General features: G+C 32.8%; 11 protein-coding genes. 5 read left to right on the top strand and 6 right to left on the bottom strand.

Annotated features, from left to right (window positions below; translation table 11 throughout):
* Positions 1 to 97: 97 nt before the first annotated feature.
* Both FH779_RS00320 and FH779_RS00315 read right to left on the bottom strand, forming a co-directional pair.
* Positions 98 to 982, bottom strand: coding sequence for an NAD kinase (locus tag FH779_RS00320; RefSeq protein WP_180905648.1), 885 nt, complete (start codon positions 980 to 982; stop codon positions 98 to 100).
* Positions 982 to 1,638 carry a CBS domain-containing protein gene (locus FH779_RS00315; RefSeq protein WP_180905647.1) on the bottom strand — a complete coding sequence of 219 codons (657 nt, stop codon included), beginning with the start codon at positions 1,636 to 1,638 and terminating at the stop codon, positions 982 to 984. Before FH779_RS00315 ends, FH779_RS00320 begins: the two co-directional genes overlap by 1 nt.
* A gap of 243 nt (positions 1,639 to 1,881) precedes the next feature.
* On the opposite strand from FH779_RS00315, the gene FH779_RS00310 reads away from it, so the two are divergent.
* From FH779_RS00310 to FH779_RS00300, 3 genes are read left to right on the top strand one after another with little or no spacing between them, the layout of a single operon-like run.
* Positions 1,882 to 2,799, top strand: coding sequence for a mevalonate kinase family protein (locus tag FH779_RS00310; RefSeq protein ID WP_180905646.1), 918 nt, complete (start codon positions 1,882 to 1,884; stop codon positions 2,797 to 2,799).
* Positions 2,800 to 2,825: 26 nt separating this feature from the next.
* Positions 2,826 to 3,749: a UbiA family prenyltransferase gene (locus FH779_RS00305; RefSeq protein WP_180905645.1), complete on the top strand. Its 924-nt coding sequence runs from the start codon at positions 2,826 to 2,828 to the stop codon at positions 3,747 to 3,749.
* Positions 3,750 to 3,759: 10 nt separating this feature from the next.
* The gene (locus tag FH779_RS00300; protein ID WP_180905644.1) at positions 3,760 to 4,704 is read left to right on the top strand and encodes a pseudouridine synthase; all 945 of its coding nucleotides are present in this window, start codon (positions 3,760 to 3,762) and stop codon (positions 4,702 to 4,704) included.
* Positions 4,705 to 4,759: 55 nt separating this feature from the next.
* Here the strand turns inward: FH779_RS00300 and FH779_RS00295 are convergent, their stop codons facing one another.
* The 3 genes from FH779_RS00295 to rluF form a co-directional block, all read right to left on the bottom strand.
* Positions 4,760 to 5,482, bottom strand: a complete 723-nt coding sequence (locus tag FH779_RS00295; protein WP_180905643.1) for a GLPGLI family protein — start codon at positions 5,480 to 5,482, stop codon at positions 4,760 to 4,762.
* A gap of 84 nt (positions 5,483 to 5,566) precedes the next feature.
* Entirely contained in the window at positions 5,567 to 8,011 is a 2,445-nt protein-coding gene (locus tag FH779_RS00290) for an alpha/beta hydrolase family protein (protein WP_180905642.1), read from the bottom strand.
* Between the two features lie 114 nt (positions 8,012 to 8,125).
* A complete protein-coding gene (rluF, locus tag FH779_RS00285; RefSeq protein WP_180905641.1) occupies positions 8,126 to 9,040 on the bottom strand; it encodes a 23S rRNA pseudouridine(2604) synthase RluF in 915 nt (304 codons plus the stop codon).
* 110 nt (positions 9,041 to 9,150) lie between these two features.
* Between rluF and FH779_RS00280 the strand changes: the two genes are divergently transcribed.
* Both FH779_RS00280 and FH779_RS00275 read left to right on the top strand, forming a co-directional pair.
* A complete protein-coding gene (locus tag FH779_RS00280; protein ID WP_180905640.1) occupies positions 9,151 to 9,498 on the top strand; it encodes an arsenate reductase family protein in 348 nt (115 codons plus the stop codon).
* Positions 9,499 to 9,507: 9 nt separating this feature from the next.
* The gene (locus FH779_RS00275; protein WP_180905639.1) at positions 9,508 to 11,646 is read left to right on the top strand and encodes a S9 family peptidase; all 2,139 of its coding nucleotides are present in this window, start codon (positions 9,508 to 9,510) and stop codon (positions 11,644 to 11,646) included.
* 109 nt (positions 11,647 to 11,755) lie between these two features.
* Here FH779_RS00275 and FH779_RS00270 read toward each other — a convergent pair whose 3' ends face one another.
* On the bottom strand, positions 11,756 to 13,957 hold the full coding sequence (locus tag FH779_RS00270) for a M1 family metallopeptidase (RefSeq protein ID WP_180905638.1): 2,202 nt from the start codon (positions 13,955 to 13,957) through the stop codon (positions 11,756 to 11,758).
* Between the last annotated feature and the right edge of the window lie 43 nt (positions 13,958 to 14,000).

Here is a 14,000-nt window from a genome sequence, read left to right as displayed (position 1 = left end):
TTTTGCTTTTTATCTTCTTTTAAATTCGAACAAATATAAACAAAAGTCAATTCAACGTAACTGATTTAACAAAAATTAAGAAGATTTATTGTAAATTTTAATTCCTTTTATCTGAACCCCAAAGCATTTTTTCTCTCAAAGTTGTGAAATAAGTCGCGTCAATAGCTTCAACGATTAAGATTTTGAAGTCAGCTTTTTGTATCGTCAATTCGACGTCAGTTGTTAAAGGAAAGTTACGAGAATCCAACGAAAGGAAGTATTCATTAGCTCTACTACGTATTTTTAAGTCAATTTTTTCGTTTTCTGACACAATTAATGGACGTACATTTAGATTATGTGGCGCAACAGGTGTAATCACAAAATTTTGATTGGACGGATGAACAATTGGTCCTCCACAACTCAACGAATATCCTGTAGAACCTGTTGGCGTAGAAATAATCAATCCATCAGACCAAAAAGAATTTAGAAATTCATTGTTCAAATAAGCATCAACTGTAATCATACTAGTTGTTTCACGGCGAACTACAGTTACTTCGTTTATCGCAAAATTATTTTCAATTTCTACACCATCACTTCTTTTCACTGTTAATAAAGTTCGTGGAATAATGTTATAATCATCATTGAAAAAACTATCCATTTGCTCCAACAATACACTTTTATTGATTGTTGCTAAAAAGCCTAAACGTCCAGTATTTACTCCAATAATTGGAATATTAGAATCCCTAACAATTGTAGTTGCTGATAAGATTGTTCCGTCTCCACCAAAACTGAATAAAAACTTGACCGATTTGTCTAAATCATCATGAGAAGTATAGGTTTCTACATTATCAGTATCAAAATCAGTTGTTTCTTTTAAGATTTGAAGAAAATTTTGCTCAACACAAAAAGCAATTTCGTTCTGAACTAAATAATTAATAAATGGTGGAATAATATCCGTTAAAGACGTACTTGTTTTTTGTCCAAAAAGTGCAACTTTTATCATTAGGTATTCATGTATTTTAACAATTGTGCATAACGACTTTGCAGAAGTTCTTGTTTTTCGTCGTTATAAAATTTTTGAATCACTTGATATCCATAACGCTCAAATGTTTCACCAATTGTCAACAAGTTCGATGAACTAAATTTCAGCAAAACATAAACGCTATCCTCCTTATTCCCAACAATCATCATTCCCAAAATTTTTCCGTTATTCACTTCAATAATATTAGAAATCGCAGTCATCGACAAATCTTTTTCCGCAATCGAAACTAGCATCGAAACACCTAGCGCAGCGACAAAAGGAAAATTTGCAAATGTGTAGATAATATCCGTTTCCGTAATAAAACCAACATAGCGCGATTGTTCGTTAATAATTGGTAAGATATTCGCCTGATTCGTGTACATCATCTGAATTGCATCTAAAAGCGTACTCGATTCAGAAAGATAAAAACTCTCCAAATACGAAGTATAATCTACTTTTTTATCATCAATTGATAATTCAATCAAATCTTCTTCCGAGATATTTCCAACAAAATCCAACCCTTTAAACAAAGGTAAATGCGTCAATTTATTCTCTTGCACAACTTCTAAAAGCTGACTTGGAGAAGAATTAACTTTCCCTGGTTTTATCTCATTCGATAGATATTCGGTGATATACATGGCACAAATTTATATATTTTAATACATTAATTCTCTATTTTTAATGCTAATTCGGTTAAAATCATTGATTATTAATTGAAATTTAACCAATTTATTCTAAATTATTTAGTCAAAATATATTCCAAAATCTACTAATAATCAAAAAATAATGTGATTTACAATTTTTTAAAACAAAACTCTTCCTCAGATTCAAAAAAGAATGGCTTAAATTTTGTACATTTGCGGTACCAATTTTAGCATTGAATGAAGAACCCATTATTTTATGCCAAAATCTTACTTTTTGGCGAATATGGAATTATTGAGAACTCGAAAGGATTAACAATTCCTTATAATTTTTACCAAGGTGCATTAAAATTTGAGCCTTCTGAAATTGCAGAATCATCAAATGCTCACTTGAAAAATTATGCAAAATTTTTAGAAGAAAATTTTGCTGATACTTTTGACACAAAATCTTTTTCGGAAGATGTTGCAAACGGAATGTACTTCGATTCTAACATTCCTCAAGGATATGGTGTAGGTAGTTCAGGCGCTTTGGTTGCTGCTATTTATGACAAATATGCGTTGAATAAAATTGATATCAACCAAAATCTGAACAAAGAAAAAATCAGCGAATTAAAAGCTCTTTTCGGTAATTTAGAATCTCATTTTCATGGGAAAAGTTCTGGAATTGATCCTTTGATTTGTTATATGAATATTCCTTTGTTAATTCAATCAAAAGATGATATCTCGACAATTGGTTTACCTTCTGCAAATACTGACGGAAAAGGAGCTGTTTTCTTAATCAATTCTGGTACACCAGGAGAAACGGCACCAATGATTCATATTTTCTTTGAAAAAATGAAAAAAGAAGGTTTCCGTAAAACATTGAAAGAAGAGTTTATTAAATACAACAATGCATGTATCGAAAACTTTGTGAAAGGTGAATACAATCCACTTTTTGCAAATCTTCAGAAATTGTCAGCTTGGGGTTATGAACATTTCAGACCTATGATTCCTCAAAAATTGGTGAATGCATGGAAAACTGGAATTGATACAGATACGTATTACCTAAAACTTTGTGGTTCTGGCGGAGGCGGTTATGTTCTTGGTTTTACACAAGATTATGACAAGGCGAAAAGCTACCTAAAAGACTTTCAGACCGAAGTTATTTACAAATTCTAAAAAAATAATTTATAAAAATATAATCAATGAACGTTCAGAAAATAATCTTAAAGGTTTTTGCATTATTTTCTGTTGTTCGTGGCTATAATTTAATTGTGCTTATTTTAGCACAATATCTTGCTGCGCTTTTTATTTTTGCGCCAGAAGTTGGTCATCGTCAATTGTTGACAAATCCAAAGTTAGACGGGCTTATCCTTTGTTCGATACTTTGTGTGGCCGCAGGATATATCATCAATAATTTTTACGATTTAGAAAAAGACGAACTCAAACGTCCTTTACAAGTTTATCTTCAAAAACAAGTTTCACAAGGTTTCAAACTAACTGTTTACATTGTTCTAAATGCTTTAGCATTGATTATTGCGGCTTTAATTTCGTGGAAAGTTTTCGTTTTCTTTTTGGTTTATCAATTTTTAGTTTGGTTTTATAGTCACAAAATCAATCGATTTGCATTGATCAAAAACTTTTATTTGGTTGTCATTCGTGTGATGCCATTTTTCGCCTTATTGGTTTATTTTGATCATTTCACGTTCAATTTGGCTTTGCACGCTACTTTCTTGACCATTTTATTATTGATTACTGATATTGTAAAAGATTTGAGTTCTCAAAAAGCAGATTTGATTTATAATTATGATTCAATTCCAATTAAATATGGAATCGATTTTACAAAAGTTTTGATTTCATGTTTAATTATTACAGAATTAATCATTGGAATTATTATCATTATGAAAAATGATGTTGGCGCAATGAAATACTTTTTTATTGCTTCGAATATCGCTTTTACAGTGATTTTATTTATCATTTGGAGAATAAAATCGTCACAAGCATATAAGATTTTACACTATTTTTTTAAGGGAATGATTGTTGCTGGTGTATTTAGTATCGTATTAATCGAAATAAATCCCTTAACTTTGCAAACTATTGCGCAAAATTTTAATCAGCGCATAAATTAATCAAATTCAGATGAATAACAGACGAAATCAATCCAACGACAGAAATTCCCAAGGCGGGAACAATCGTGGAAAAGGTGGAGCAAGAGGAAATTCTTCTTCTAAACCATCTTCAGGGAAAGGAAAACCAACTTTTGGTGGAAAACCATCAGAAGAAGGAAAGAAAAGTTTTGGACCAAAGAAACCGTTTAACAAACCAGGTGAAAAACCATTTGTTAAAAGACTGAAAAAAGCTCCAGTTGATGACGGGACTATTCGTTTAAATAAATATGTAGCGAATGCAGGGATTGCATCCAGAAGAGAGGCCGACGAGTTGATCAAAACTGGAATCGTTACAGTGAATGGTCAAGTGATTACTGAAATGGGTTATAAAGTACAACCCGATGATGAAGTGCGTTTCGATGGTCGTAAAATCTCTTCAGAGAAAAATGTATATTTTGTGTTGAACAAACCAAAAGGGTTTATTTCAACATCAAATGACGAAAAAGGACGTAAAACTGTAATGGACTTAATGTCTACAGCAACTACAGCGAGAATTTTCCCAGTAGGTCGCTTGGACAGACAGACAACAGGAGTTTTATTGTTTACAAACGATGGTTATTTAACTAAGAAATTAACGCATCCAAGTCATGATATCAAAAAAATATATCATGTAACTTTAGATAAAAAATTAACAGCAAATGATTTGACTGACATCAAAAAAGGTGTTCGTTTAATTCCTGAAGGAATTGCAGTTGTTGACGAAATTTCTTTTATCGAAGGTAGACCGAAAAATGAAGTTGGTGTAGAATTACACATTGGTTGGAACCGCGTTGTACGTCGTATTTTCGAAACAAAAGGATACGAAGTAGAAGCGTTAGACCGCGTTTCTTTTGCAGGACTTACAAAGAAAACTTTACAAAGAGGTGATTTTAGAAGATTAACAGAATTAGAAGTTAACTTCTTGAAAATGTTATAATACCTCAGCTATAAAATTTAAAAACCACTTCTTTCGAAGTGGTTTTTTTTGTGTTTTAGTCTTTAGAAACCTTATTATTATAGGCTTCCATCATTTTTCTATTCGCTTCTTTTACAAAATAGTCTTTCTCAATTTGTGTCATTTTTTGACCTTTTGATGGAATTTTAATCACTTCGTTTTTAGATGCTTCTTTTATATTAATTGCTCTAAAAGTCGTTTCGTAACTTTCGTCTTTCATTGTTGTTACAGCTTTCAATTCTAAAATTAAACCTGGCAATCCATTGAAAAATATTGGTCCGCCTTTTGGTTGTAAAGTTGGCGCAAACCAAACTTCTATCTTAGAATCTTTGTATTCAGTTGTTGCTTTTTTAACTTTAATACCCAAAATTTCTTTTGATTCTCGACTAATTGTCCAAATGTATTTTGGCAAATTATCTATTATTAAAATATTTTTGTTTACATAATTTCCTTCAATCTTATATTGTAAAGTTTTATAATCGATGTAAATATTATCTTCAATTGTACTCATCGACATAGATGATTGATTTTGACTATTATCAATTTTTACAACTTCACTGAAAAACGACTGATTTTCATCAAAAAGTAATTGATAATATTTTGGTGTAGAATTGTTTTTATCTAATGCTGCTTTATAAACAGGATCTTTTTCATCAAAAAAGATTTTATCATAGGTTTCATATTCTACTTTCCACAAATTTTGAGCAAATAGAAATGGAGAAAAAATTGTTAGAAAGAATAGTAAAGCTTTTAATTTCATAGATGATTAATTATGAACTAAATATAATGATTATTTACAATAAAAAAGCGATTCAAAATTGAATCGCTTTTCTTATATTGAGAATTATTTCTTTTCAGAATTTTTTCCTTTGTTTTTCACATATTTCTCTAACCATTGATCTTGTTCCCATAACATGTGAAGAATATTTTCTCTGGCTGCATATCCGTGAGATTCTTGTGGTAATAAAACCAAACGAGTTGTCGCTCCTAAACCTTTCAATGCATTGAAATAACGCTCAGATTGCATCGGGAAAGTTCCTGTATTATTATCAGCTTCACCATGAATTAACAACAATGGTGTTTTCATTTTATCTGCATTTTGGAAAGGAGCCATTGTGTTGTAAACATCTGGAGCTTCCCAATAATTACGTTGTTCTGACTGGAATCCAAACGGCGTTAACGTACGGTTATAAGCCCCTGAACGCGCAATACCCGCCGCAAATAAATTAGAATGCGTTAATAAATTCGCTGTCATAAACGCACCATAAGAATGTCCACCAACCGCAACTCTTTCACGATCGATATAACCTAATTTATCCACCGCATCAATCGCAGCTTTTGCATTGGCAACCAATTGAGGAACGAACGTATCATTTGGCTCTTCTTTTCCTTCTCCAATAATTGGGAAAGCCGCATCATCTAGTACCGCATACCCTCTCAACGCCCAATAAATAGGACCTCCGTAAGAAGGAGAAGTAAATTTATTCTCAGAAGTTGTTACCTGACCAGCCGTAGATGCATCTTTGAACTCGCGAGGATAAGCCCACATTAACATTGGTAACTTTTCCTTTTTCGTTTTATCATAATTTGGTGGTAAATATAACGTTCCTGATAATTCCACACCATCAGCACGTTTGTACGTAATTAATTCTTTCGAAACTTTGTTCATTGCCTCGAAAGGATTTTTTGTAAAGGTTACTTGTTTTGGCTTTCCTCCTTTCTGAAAAATATTACGAAAATATAAATTTGGATAATCTGATTTCGATTGAATTTGTTCTAAAATGATTCCTTTCTTCGGATCAATAACACGAGCAATTGCTTCTAATTTATCTGATTTTTGCGCCCTCCATAAACGAGTGGTTTTCAGTGTTTTGATATCAAAATCATCAACAAAAGGTAAAATTCCTTCCGCAGAAACTCCTTCTCCAACTAACATCAATTTTCCTTTGTTAATCGCTAAAACATTGTAACCATAATCATTCATTTCAGTTACGAAATTTCCAGGATTATTGTAAGCATCTTGCGAATTTCTACTGAAAAAACGGATTGGTTCTTGAGTTGGATTTGACGGATTGAACAAATAACTACTTTCGTTACGCGTATTATACCAAGCATCTCTCACAATCGCAACCTCATCATTTCCCCAAGTCACTCCTCTATAGCGATCTTTTACTTTTACCAACAACTCTTTGTTCGCAGTAAAAGGCGCCACAACTTGATAAAGCGCATCGCGATATTCCGCAGGCTTATTTGCATCACCACCATCTAAAGCCTCAACCCAATATAAAGTATTTGGTTTATCTGCTCTCCAATACAAATTTCTTTTTCCCATAATCGTCGAAGAAAATCCTTTCGGAACAACTTCTTGTAACTCTTTATGATCAACTTCTTTTACTAATTTTCCATTGATATCATACACAATATCAGTTGATGGGAAACTATTGTAGGTTACTAAATATGAAAAAGGTTTTTTGATTTCGTTCACCAAAACATATTGTCCATCTGGAGAAGTCGAAATATCCGTGTACATCGCAGCATCTTTCCATTTCGATTTTGCTCCTGTTTCGATATTAACTTTTACTAATTCAGAAATTGCTAATTGTTCGAAGTTAAACTCATCATTTTTATTTTGCAATAAATCTTGATAGGTTCTGTTTTGCGCTTCTTTTCCATCAGCAACAGAAACTGTAGGTCCAGTCGCAATTGCGTCTTTTGTATCAATCAAAGCTTTTTTAGAAGCTGGAATTACATTCACAATTAATTCTGTATCTGAAATCCAATTGAAAGGACGACCTAAGTTTGCGTTTAATTTATCTTCATAAACTTTTGTTGCAACTTGCGTTTTTACGTCAACAATCCATAGTTCTACACCTTTATTTGTTGTATTTGTAACGGCAAATTTTGATTGAGAAGTGTTCCAAGACTGATTAGAAAAACGACCTTTTGCAGGTAAACCAGCAATTGTTTTTTCCTTTGAAGTTTTCAGATCAAAATAAGTGATTTTCTCACTGAATGTTTCACGTGAATTGATATTTGTAACTGGATTAATTCGTAATCCTGCTAAACGTAATTCTTTTTCTGACAATTCATTAATCGTTTTATAACGACTTCTATAAGACAAAAATGCATTTTCAGCCTTACGATCTGTACTAATTGAGGGTGGCATATCCGCGTCTGCCAATTGTAAAATTTCTTGCGGAGGCAATTGATAAGTAACATTTTCTTGTGCTTTTACCGACGCACCAAAAGTCATCGCTATAAAAAGCAACGAGTAAACAATTTTCTTCATGTGTTTTTAAGATTTTACTTTATAAAGATATTGAATCTTTGACAAAGTGATATGATAGAAGTTAGCTTTGACCAAAATGTATAAAAAAAGACGAAAAATATTCGTCTTTTGATTTTATCTTCTTTTACCAAATTTCCCTCCTTTGGTATTTGTTGGTGGTTTACTTTTCCCAGCTCTCGCTTGAGTTGTTGATTTTTTTACTGGCTTTTTGATTGATTTTCCTTTCGAATCTTTAAAATCTGGAGAAATTTCTTTTGTTTTTTTCGTTGATGATTTTTTTGATTTTGAAGCTGGTTTCTTTTCCTCGTGTTTTTCTGAATCTTTCGTTAATCGATTGATTTCTGCTAACTCTTCTGCTGTTAAATCTCGGTGTTGACCAATTCCGACATTCAACGTTAAGTTCATAATTCGAACACGTTCTAATTTTTTGACAGTATAACCAAAATATTCGCACATACGACGAATCTGTCTATTCAAACCTTGGATTAATGTAATTTTGAAAACATTTGTACTTATTTTTTCGATCTTACATTTCTTCGTAACTTGATTAAGAATCGGAACACCTTTCGACATTCGTTCACAAAATTCATCCGTAATTGGTTTATCAACGGTTACGATATATTCTTTTTCGTGATTATTTCCTGCACGTAAAATCTTATTCACAATATCGCCATCGCTTGTCAATAAAATCAATCCTTGCGAATCTTTATCTAAACGACCAATCGGAAAAATTCGTTCTCCAAACGAAAGAAAATCGACAATATTATCTGGATCCGTAGGATCTGTTGTACACGTAACGCCCACAGGTTTATTGAGCATAATATAAACCGCATGCTCCTTTTCGCGCGGTTCTATTTCGACACCTTTTACAGTCACCACATCATTTGGTCCTACAAATTGCCCAATTTTAGCAACTCGTCCATTAATTTGTACCAAACGATTTTCGATGTATTGATCTGCTTCGCGACGCGAACAAAAACCACTATCGCTAATATATTTGTTTAAACGCAAAAAATTAGTTTCTTCCATACTTGCAAAGATAGTTTTTTATCGATTTGAAATATATTTTGACAAAATTCTTTATCATTCTGCAAAACGATGAAACTTATTTATCTTTACAAAACCAAAGATTTTGAGAAATGAAAAAAGTATTTTTTTTGAAAACTTGCGATACGTGCAAACGTATTATGAAAGAGTTTGATTTTACAGGTTTTGATTTGCATGAAATAAAAACGACTGCGATAACGGCTGAAGAATTAGAAGAAATGAAGAATTTAGCTGGGAGTTACGAAACTTTATTTTCGAGACGTGCGCAGAATTACAAAAAATTAGGATTGAAAGATCAACAGCTTTCTGAAGATGATATCAAAAATTATATTTTATCAGATTATACTTTCCTAAAACGTCCTGTCGTGGTAGACGGAGACAAAATTTTTATTGGGAACGAAAAGAAAAACTTAGAAGCCCTTGGGCAATATTTGAAATAGAAATCACACATGAAAAAAACAATTTTATTGAGTACACTTTTAATGAGCGCTAGTTTATTAGCTCAGAAAAAGAATGTCACAATGGAAGATGCTGTACTTGGATTATCGACGAATTTACGTATCGAAAGTCTAAATCAAGTTCAATGGATTCCGAATCAAAATGCGTACACGCAAAATGTAAAAACGTCTTATGGAGAAGCTTTAATCAAGAAAGAAGTTCCTTCTCTTAAAACTGATACAATTTTCAGAAGTTCTCAATTTGAGAATAAAAGAATTCCTTCTTTGAATTGGATTAATGATAAGCAAGCCTATTATTCGACAAAAACGGGTTACAAAACAATTACAACTGCTGGTCAACAAAATGATTGGTTGAAATTACCTGATAATGCAGAAAATGTAGAATTTGATGCAACAAATAATCAAGTTGGATACGTTATTGACAATAATTTATTTTTTGTTGATAAAGCTGGAAAAACACATCAAATTACAAAAGACGGAAAATATGAAATTGTGAATGGAAAATCGGTTCATCAAAATGAATTCGGTATTCACAAAGGAATTTTCATTTCGCCAAAAGGGAATTTAGTTGCGTTTTATAGAATGGATCAAACAGCGGTTACAGATTATCCAATTATCGATTGGTCTGTGCAACCTGCAGTGAATAAAAACATCAAATATCCATTTGCTGGAACAAAAAATCATACCGTTACGTTAGGCGTTTATAATCCAACCACTCAAAAAACGATTTTCTTAGAAACTCATCCAGAAGTCGATCACTATTTAACTTCGGTTACGTGGTCGCCAGATGAAAAACATATTTATATTGCGTTACTTTCTCGTAATCAAAAACACATGGAATTGAATCAATATGATGCAACTTCAGGGAAATTGATTAAAACATTATTCAAAGAAGATGATGCAAAATATGTAGAACCTCAAAACGAATTACATTTTATTCCAGGAAAAAATAACGAGTTTGTTTGGTGGTCGCAACGTGATGGTTTTATGCATTTGTATCGCTTCAATACAGACGGAAAATTATTAAACCAAATCACAAAAGGAGATTGGATTGTAACGGATCTTGTTGGCGAAAATGCGAAGAAAAAAGAATTCTTAATTATAACAACAAAAGATTCTCCGAAAGATCGTCATTTATATACAGTGAATTGGGAGAATGGAAAATTGCGTAAAATAACAACAGATGCAGGAACGCACAATGTTTCGGTTTCAACGAATGGAGAATATGCAATTGATAATTGGAGCAATGATAACACGCCTCGTAAAATTGATGTGTTGGATGCAAATGGAAAATTCAAACAAAATATCTTAACTGCTCAAAATCCTTTGGCAAATTACAACACAGCGAAAGTTGAAAATGTAACATTAAAAGCAGATGATGGAACAGATTTGTATGGAAAATTGATTTATCCTACAAACTTTGATTCTTCGAAAAAATATCCAGTTATCGTTTATTTGTACAATGGTCCTCACGCGCAATTAATCACAAATCGTTTTCCTGCAACAGGAAATCTTTGGTACGATCATTTAGCGGAAAAAGGTTATGTTGTCTTTACAATGGACGGACGCGGATCTGCGAATAGAGGTCTTAAATTTGAGCAAGCGATTCACGGAAATGTAGCAACTACAGAAATGAATGACCAAATGAAAGGTGTCGATTTCTTGAAAACTTTACCTTTCGTAGATGCGGAACGTATGGGAATTCATGGTTGGTCTTATGGTGGATTTATGACAACATCATTCATGTTACGTAAACCTGACGTTTTTAAAGTTGGAGTTGCTGGTGGACCAGTTTTAGATTGGACGCAATACGAAATTATGTATACGGAACGTTACATGGAATCGCCTCAAGATAATCCTGAAGGTTTCAAAAACACGAATTTAATTAATCGTGTAAAAGACTTAAAAGGTAAATTATTAATGATTCACGGAGCGCAAGATAATGTGGTTGTTTGGCAACATTCGATTGATTTTATTCGCGAAGCGGTGAAAAATAGTGTTCAAATGGATTACTTTGTTTATCCTGGGCATGAGCATAATGTTCGTGGAAAAGATCGCGTTCATTTGATGCAAAAAATTACAGATTACTTCGATTTATATCTTAAACCAGAAGGTACATCTCAAAAATAATAGTCAATAAAAAACCACTTCTTGCGAAGTGGTTTTTTTATTTTCCTGATGTGATTTACTTTTCTGATGAGATGCTGAAATGAGTTCAGTATGACAACTTAGAACAAATTTACTTCTTCGTAAACTCGAATTTTTGTCCAGCTTCTTCTACAGAAAATGTCTTTTTATCTTTTGCAAAAGTCAATTCCAAACCGCCTTGTTCATTCACAAATTTACCATCACCTTGATAATCTAACGGAATAGTTTGTCCACCAAAAACTAAATTCAATTTATCGTTTTCAGCTTTCAACACAAATTCAGCATTGATTTGTTTATTCGTAAATGTACCTTCGTATTCTTTTGGATTAATTTTTTCAACAGGTTTTGCCTCCGCCATATTGAATGTATTATTCTTCAAATCAATATCTGGTAAAGCTCCATTTGGATCCAATTTAATCGTCGAAACTTCTTTTGTTGAAGGCACTTTGAAAGTCCATTCTGTATTACGTTTCCAAACTTCAATCGGTAATTTAACTTCTTGCGAAGTTCCATCTTTAAAATTCACTTGAACAGTTGTTGGCATTGGCAATTGTCCAAAGTTCTCCACTTTCAAAATCAAGCCTTTTTTATAATCGCCATCTACATATTTTGCGCTGTTAATTCCTTGATCAATTGTCCATTTATTCAAGAACCAACCTCTCCAAAACCACGATAATTCCTCTCCTGAAACATTTTCCATTGTACGGAAAAAATCTTCTGGTGTTGGATGTTTATATGCCCAATATTTGATGTATTGACGCAATGCTTTATCAAATTTTTCTTCGCCCAAAATTGTTTCACGCAAAACTTTCATTCCCGCTCCCGGCTTATAATACAACAACGCACCTATATTTCTTTCACGCATATTATCCGGTTGAGTCGTTACAGGTTCAAGATTATCGCTGAATAAATAACCTGCCATTCGTTGTGCAGATTGCTTTTTGTAATATTCACCATTGTTGAAATTCTTTGTCGAAATATCATTGATAAACGTATTAAAACCTTCGTCCATCCAACCATGAACACGTTCATTAGAACCAACAATCATCGGGAACCAAATATGTCCAAATTCGTGATCTGTAACTCCCCAAAGACTTTCTCCTTTCGAAGTCAAATGACAAAAAACAATTCCCGGATATTCCATTCCGCCCTCATTTCCTGCCACATTTGTCGCCGCTGGGTAAGGATATTCTAACCATTGTTTTGAGTAATGTTCAATAGAAGCTTTTGTATATTCTGTCGATCTTCCCCAAGCATCATTTCCATCACTTTCTACTGGATAAGCCGAAATTGCTAACGATTTTTGACCACTTGGAAGATTAATTTTTGCTGCATCTAAGATAAATGAAGATGATGAAGCCCAAGCAAAATCGCGTGTATTCTGAATTTTAAATTTCCACGTTTTTGTTCCTTTTGCAACTTTTGTCGCTTTGTTTACCTCATCAGCAGAACGAATAATAACGGTTTTATCACTCGATTTTGCTTTGTTCCATCGGTTTACTTCTTCTTTTGAGTAGACTTCATTTTCATTCAATAATTCTCCCGAACCAACTACATAATGCGATGAAGGAACCGTTATATTAGCTGTTATATCTCCATATTCCAGATAAAATTCTCCTGGACCTAGATATGGCAACGTATTCCATCCCATGATGTCATCGTAAACCGCCATGCGAGGAAACCATTGTGCCATCGTAAAAATCTTTCCATTTTTAGTCGGCTCAACTCCCATTCTATCTGCTCCATAATTAGGCGAAACAAACGAATATTCAATCTTGATTTTTGTTTTTCCTCCACGCGCTTTCAAATGATTAATCAAATCAATTTGCATACGCGTATCTGAAACAGTGTATTTCGCTTCTTTTCCGTCGATTTGAACAGATTTAATTTTATAACCTCCTTCAAATTCAGAAGTTGAATCGCCATAACGGCTTCCAGAAATTGGTAATAAAGCACTTCCACGAGATTCTTTTTTGAATAAATTTTGATCCAATTGTAACCACAAAAAGTCTAAATCATCAAAACTATTGTTGGTATATGTAATTTCAGATGTTCCAGAAATTTCATTTTTTTCTTCATTCAAACTAACATTCAGATTATAATCCGCACGATTTTGCCAATAATTATGACCTGGTTTTCCACTCGCTGAACGAGTTTCTGTTGCATTATTCTGATAAAAAAATGGTTTGAAAGCTTCTTGATAATCGTATTTTGGTTTCTCTTGTTGACCAAAAACCGAAATCGAAAATAAACTTATTCCTAAAAGTAAGGGTTTGAAATAATTTTTCTTCATGTGTGAAATTTTACAGTAATTATAAAAATACCTCATATTTTTC

Source organism: Empedobacter falsenii (genome assembly GCF_013488205.1).
Lineage (GTDB): Bacteria > Bacteroidota > Bacteroidia > Flavobacteriales > Weeksellaceae > Empedobacter > Empedobacter falsenii_C.
This window is presented reverse-complemented; position numbering and strand designations above follow the sequence as displayed.

What these genes read in the sequence shown, in the direction of transcription:
- FH779_RS00320 (WP_180905648.1), bottom strand. Translation starts at nt 982, where the DNA reads ATGATAAAAGTTGCACTTTTTGGACAAAAAACAAGTACGTCTTTAACG.
- FH779_RS00315 (WP_180905647.1), bottom strand. Translation starts at nt 1,638, where the DNA reads ATGTATATCACCGAATATCTATCGAATGAGATAAAACCAGGGAAAGTT.
- FH779_RS00310 (WP_180905646.1), top strand. Translation starts at nt 1,882, where the DNA reads ATGAAGAACCCATTATTTTATGCCAAAATCTTACTTTTTGGCGAATAT.
- FH779_RS00305 (WP_180905645.1), top strand. Translation starts at nt 2,826, where the DNA reads ATGAACGTTCAGAAAATAATCTTAAAGGTTTTTGCATTATTTTCTGTT.
- FH779_RS00300 (WP_180905644.1), top strand. Translation starts at nt 3,760, where the DNA reads ATGAATAACAGACGAAATCAATCCAACGACAGAAATTCCCAAGGCGGG.
- FH779_RS00295 (WP_180905643.1), bottom strand. Translation starts at nt 5,482, where the DNA reads ATGAAATTAAAAGCTTTACTATTCTTTCTAACAATTTTTTCTCCATTT.
- FH779_RS00290 (WP_180905642.1), bottom strand. Translation starts at nt 8,011, where the DNA reads ATGAAGAAAATTGTTTACTCGTTGCTTTTTATAGCGATGACTTTTGGT.
- rluF (WP_180905641.1), bottom strand. Translation starts at nt 9,040, where the DNA reads ATGGAAGAAACTAATTTTTTGCGTTTAAACAAATATATTAGCGATAGT.
- FH779_RS00280 (WP_180905640.1), top strand. Translation starts at nt 9,151, where the DNA reads ATGAAAAAAGTATTTTTTTTGAAAACTTGCGATACGTGCAAACGTATT.
- FH779_RS00275 (WP_180905639.1), top strand. Translation starts at nt 9,508, where the DNA reads ATGAAAAAAACAATTTTATTGAGTACACTTTTAATGAGCGCTAGTTTA.
- FH779_RS00270 (WP_180905638.1), bottom strand. Translation starts at nt 13,957, where the DNA reads ATGAAGAAAAATTATTTCAAACCCTTACTTTTAGGAATAAGTTTATTT.